Source organism: Clostridium sp. (assembly GCF_051650885.1).
Classification (GTDB): Bacteria; Bacillota; Clostridia; order Clostridiales; family Clostridiaceae; genus Clostridium.
On the sequence record NZ_JBOFRG010000049.1, the window covers coordinates 1 to 5,506 of the forward strand.

Sequence of the window (5,506 nt, forward strand, 5' to 3'; positions counted from 1 at the left end):
ATATGCTAACATTCTAAGAGTATTTGCAATAAATATATAAATATATCCTTGTCCTATAAATATGACTCTAATTATGGCACTAAAAAATAAAATCACTAAATATCCAATTATTCGAAAATCTTCTATATTATTTTTTTTCAACAATTTATAAAATACATACAAACATATTGAACCTATTAAAAAATATGCTATTAAAGATATGCCTAGCTTTGTAAATAAATAGGTATAAGCATAATTTGCTGCAAATACTAATATATTTATAATCACAGCCTTAGTATTAGTAGCTTTTTTTAATGCTAATATCATCGCAATTATTACAACTATAATTTCAAGATTTCCTATACATAATGATATTATAATATCTATAAATTCATTTGTTTTTTTCCCACCATCTTGAATTTTTATAAATATCTTGAAATACTCTAATATTCCTATTCCCAAAAAACTAATACCTAAATATTTATAAAAGCTATCATTCTTTCTTAATATAGATATTATAGCTAGCCCTATCGCGATAGTCCCACAATAAATATATGTTAAATCTACATATACATTATAATTTTTATTTATATATCCTGTTAAATAAAATATTGCTTGAAGTGCTACTGCTATTAATCCAACCTGTATATATCTTTTAACCTTTAAATTTTTAACCATATTTAACCTACCCTAGAAAATTTTATTACAACTGTTGTTCCTACTCCATATTCACTTTCAACATTTATTTCCCCTTGCTGTGCTTGTACTAATTTTTTAACTACATACATCCCTAGCCCGCTACTTTTATGAAGTTCTTTTCCTTCTTTTGATTCTTTACTATATCTATCAAAAATTTTCGCTACAAATTCCTCTGTCATACCAACACCTGTATTTTTAATGCTTATATATACATGTTTTTCGTCGCTTTTAATATCTACAGAAATTTTACCATTTTCCATATTATATTTTATTGCATTTGAAATAAGATTTAACATAACTCTATCTAAATACTCTCTATTGAATTCTACAAAAACCTCTTCTTCTTCTGTGTCAAATATCATCTCAATCTCTTCTTCTTTTGCATATTGTATAAGTCCACTAAATATATCCTCAACACACTCAACTATATTCTCTCTCTCCATTATTCCATTTCCTAAGAAACCTAACTCTATCTTTCCCATATCTATAATATTATTAGTTAATCTTCTAAGCCATAATGCATTTTGCTTACATATATTTTTATGTGCCTCAAGTGCCTCTAAATCGCCTTGTTTTATATATATATCTTGCATTTGTACTGATGAATAGATTACATTTATAGGTGTTTTTAAGTCATGACTTATATTAGCTAAAAATTTTCTTTTCATTTCTTCTGCTAATTTTTTTTCTTTTATTATATTTTCTATATTATTACCTTCTATTTGTAATGTTAAGTCAGTAAGTAACAATATCTCTTCACCTTTATCATTCTTTTCTTCTTCATATTCAATTGCAATTTTCTTTTTTGTTTTTTTTGTTTCTGCAAAATAAACCTTTGAGCTTATCTTTTTAATTTCTTCATCTTCTATGATATCTATTGAACTCATTAGATTTTGTCCTAACAAATCCCCAATATTCTCTTCTCCTAAAAGCTCCATTCCAGGTTTATTTATGTAAATTATATTTCCTTTAATCGAATTTATAATTATTGTTGGAACTGGTATACTCCTAAAAAAACCCTTAAAAGTTTGTTCAATCTCTTTTATGTTTGCTCTTCTCATATCTATTTCATTATTCTTTATTTCAAGGCTATTACTAAGCTCTATTACTTTTTTTTCACTTCTTGTTATCTCACCCTTAGCCTTGTTATATGGTGCATTTAAAATTTCTTCAACTACATATATAAAAAGTGTAGTCCACAAAACAAATCTTATTCCATTTGCTCCACATTCTAATAACATCCACTCATCAGTAATGTATTTGTGAAAGAATATCAAAATATTTTCAACAAGATTTATCCATAAATAAAATTTAATGTAATTCACTTTTCCATCTATCTTTTTTTCTTCACTTTCTATTCTTTTCATTCTTCTTATAAGGACTAATATCCATATACTTGCTGATACAAGAATAATGTGTTCTATTTTATTATTTAAATTTACAATTACAATTAAAATACTAGTAACTATAAAAAATGCTATATATCTTGCATTTTTAGCTACATTTCTTTTGCCTATTAAATTATCTATTACAAACTTTATACCCAAAAGTATATGTATCATCTTTATCATACTGAAATATTCCATTTCACTATAAAATAAACTTCCTAATGTGTTTTCTTGTTTCAATACTACTGAATAAACATTAAATAGACTTATAGAAAAAAATATCCATGCACAATCTAAAAATAGTACCCTATTTTTTTCATTTTTATTTGAAAATATTAAAAGTAATGCTATTAAACTAATTATCAAGTAATAGAATTCTACTATTGTTCCTACATCTAATCCATATGGTTCTAAAGACTTTATAACTATTACTACTCCTAATAATCCTATACATACTTTTCCCAATTTCTCTTTCTTTATATACATTATCTCCATAAATTCATTACCCATCTCCTATCCTCCTTTCTTATTTTACTTTATTTTACTTTATTTGTGAATATTTTTATATTTTTCCTTTAAACATAAAAAAATAAAGCTGATTTTTTCAGCTTTATTTTATGATTAATGTTCTACTAAATCACTTTCCCTTAATTTTTTAATGAATTTCTCACTACTCTTATTAAAAAACTTTTTAGCAACTAACCCAATTATTATAAATGGAATTATAAATAACACTAATGTAATTAAATCCTTTATAAATAATTCTTCTACTCCTCCTGCAACTAAATATCTCATTCCGTTTATTGCATATTTAAATGGTAATATTGGATTTAATCCTTTAAAGAAGTTTGACATTACTTCAACAGGGAATGTTCCTCCACCAGCTGCAACTTGAAGCACTAAAAATATTATACAAATAGCTTTTCCTATATTTCCAAATACAGAAACAATACTATAAATTATAGTTATAAACACAAAACTTATAAACATACTAAATAAAACAAACCCTAATTTATTTAATACATAAGTTTTTAAAATAAACATATCTCCCATTGCAACTACAAAACCTTGAAGCATTCCTATAGTTACAAATGTTAAATACTTTCCTAAGAATATTTGATATGTCTTTATATTTTCTTTTTCTTCATCTATCCCTTTTATAGATACAGTAAGAATCGATACTAATATAAGCCCTCCAACCCAAATAGCTAAAGTTGTATAGAATGGTGACATTGCTGAACCATAGTTTGGCACTGTAAATAATCTGTTTTCTTGTATATTTACTGGATTTCCTAGGAAATCACTTTCCCCCTTCCAGTCATTAGTTAATAAGTCTAAGATACTATCTACATTATCTCCATTGTCTATCTTCTTTATTTTAGATACTATATCGCTTAATGTTTTTTGAATTTGTGGATAATCTTCTTTTAAAATTTTAAGCTTTTCATTTGATATAGTAGCACCATTTTTGAAAACATCTAAGCCTTCCTTAACTTTTGGAAGAGCTTCATTTGTTTTTTCAATTGTCTTTTCAGCACTATTTACTCCATCTAAAATTTTATCTACACTATTATTTATTTCTGGCATTATAGTTTGGTCATAACTCTCAATTATATTTCCTAATATGCTAGATATATTTGAAAGTTTTTCTTTTAATGCAGCTATATCCTCTTTTGATATAGTTCCATTTCCTTGTAATGTATTTGTTAATCCATCAATAAAGTTTATAGTATTATTTATTTTTTCACTTAACCCATTTAATCTTTCTATAGTATTATCTAATATTCCATTTTTATTTAAATTAGTACATACATCTTTCACAGAATTTACTATTCCATTTATATTTTGAAGTCTTCCTTTTATAGCACCAAGATTTTGTATAAGTGCTTCTTTATCTACATTTTCATTTAAAGAATCACTAATTTTTAAAGCTCCATCGATTAATTTTTTACCAAGTACTAAATCTTCTTTTATTACTGGTGATATTTTATTTATAGAGTCCTTTGTACTTTGAAGGAAGGTTTCACCCGAACTTAGAATATCTGATGCTTTGTTTATAGTTTCCTCAAAGCTTGGTACTATAGCATTTATCTTTTCTATCATTTGATTTACTGTTATAGTTCCATCATAAGCTTTATTTATAAGTTCTCCGATTTTATCTGAATTGTTATTTAAATCATATAATGCTTTTACACCACTTTGTATTTTAGGCCTTTCATTTATATATTCAATTCCGATTTCATTAAATACTTTAAATATAGCTCCATTGACTGCTTTAACTAAACTGCTATCAACATTTCCCTTTATAGTCTGAATCCCTTTATCTGTTATCTTTGGTGCTATTGCATTTGCCCCTTCATTTACAGTATAAATTAAATCTGGCTTTATAATTTTATCTGTAGTTAATGAAATTGCATTCTTTGAAAAGTTTTCTGGTATTTCTATACTTGCAAAAACTTCGCCTCTTTCTACAGCAATTTTAGCTTTTTCCTTGCTTTCAAATACCCATCCTAATGAATCATTATTTTTCAATTCATCTACAACTTCTTTTCCTACATTTATCTCTTTCCCTTTAAATTCTGCACCCTTGTCCTCATTAACAATTGCTATTTTAATTCCCTTTGTGTTTCCGTATGGGTCCCATGATGATTTTATATTAAACCATGCATATAGAGAAGGAAGTATGATAAGTCCCATTACTACAACTAAAGCTACCCAGTTAGTAACTATTTTAACTACATCTTTTTTGAAAATTTTTAAAATATTTTTCATCTGAATTTCCCCTTCTTTTAATCTTATATATTTATAATATCAGAAAAATGACTAAAAGTCATTTTTTATTTTTAATAAACTTTATAATTTATTACTTAGATATTTTTTATACTTGAAATTTATTTTTCTGTGAATTTTCCCTCAAAAAAGAAAGAAACTATGCACAAGTTTCTTTCTTTTCCAATCTAAAAGAGAGTTGCTTTGCAACTCCCTCTAAATTCTAAATTTTTAATTTTAAATTACTCAACATCTCTATAAGCTAAAAGTGCATTTAAATTATCAAAAGAATATACTTCCATAGTCTTTTTATCACCATATCCACCATAAAGCTTACTTTTTTTATCTAATACTTGATATGCATTTAATTTTCTTAATGCTAACTCATATAACTCATTATTTTTTTCAATTTCTGCTATCTGAAGTAAATTTGCATAAATTGATGTTGACTGTACATCTGATTCGCTAGCTCCTGTATTTGGATTATAGAAACTATATATTGCATCATCTGTCTTAAATTTTTCTATTATCCAATTTACACTTTTAGATATATCTACCCCAGCTTCAGCTTGATTTAAAAGAATTATTGTATTTAAAAGCATATCTACATTTTCATCATCATATTTTTTTGTTTTTGTATCGTATACTTTTCTATAAAGTGGTACGTTATC

3 protein-coding genes and 1 pseudogene are annotated in these 5,506 nt (G+C 25.6%); all 4 read right to left on the minus strand.

What is annotated here, in order from left to right:
• The coding region (locus tag ACRC28_RS02390; protein ID WP_438541860.1) for a hypothetical protein at nt 1–657 on the minus strand (657 nt) is incomplete at its 3' end.
• A gap of 2 nt (nt 658–659) precedes the next feature.
• Nucleotides 660–2,576, minus strand: a complete 1,917-nt coding sequence (locus ACRC28_RS02395) for a sensor histidine kinase (protein ID WP_438541861.1) — start codon at nt 2,574–2,576, stop codon at nt 660–662.
• 111 nt (nt 2,577–2,687) lie between these two features.
• Nucleotides 2,688–4,838 (minus strand): YhgE/Pip family protein, encoded by a 2,151-nt coding sequence (locus tag ACRC28_RS02400; protein WP_438541862.1) that lies wholly within the window; start codon nt 4,836–4,838, stop codon nt 2,688–2,690.
• 239 nt (nt 4,839–5,077) lie between these two features.
• Nucleotides 5,078–5,506 (minus strand): annotated as a pseudogene (locus tag ACRC28_RS02405) (glycosyl hydrolase family 8); the annotation flags it as partial.

Bases quoted from the DNA above. Each gene is read 5' to 3' on its own strand.
- ACRC28_RS02400 (WP_438541862.1), bottom strand. From the start codon at position 4,838: ATGAAAAATATTTTAAAAATTTTCAAAAAAGATGTAGTTAAAATAGTT.
- ACRC28_RS02395 (WP_438541861.1), bottom strand. From the start codon at position 2,576: ATGGGTAATGAATTTATGGAGATAATGTATATAAAGAAAGAGAAATTG.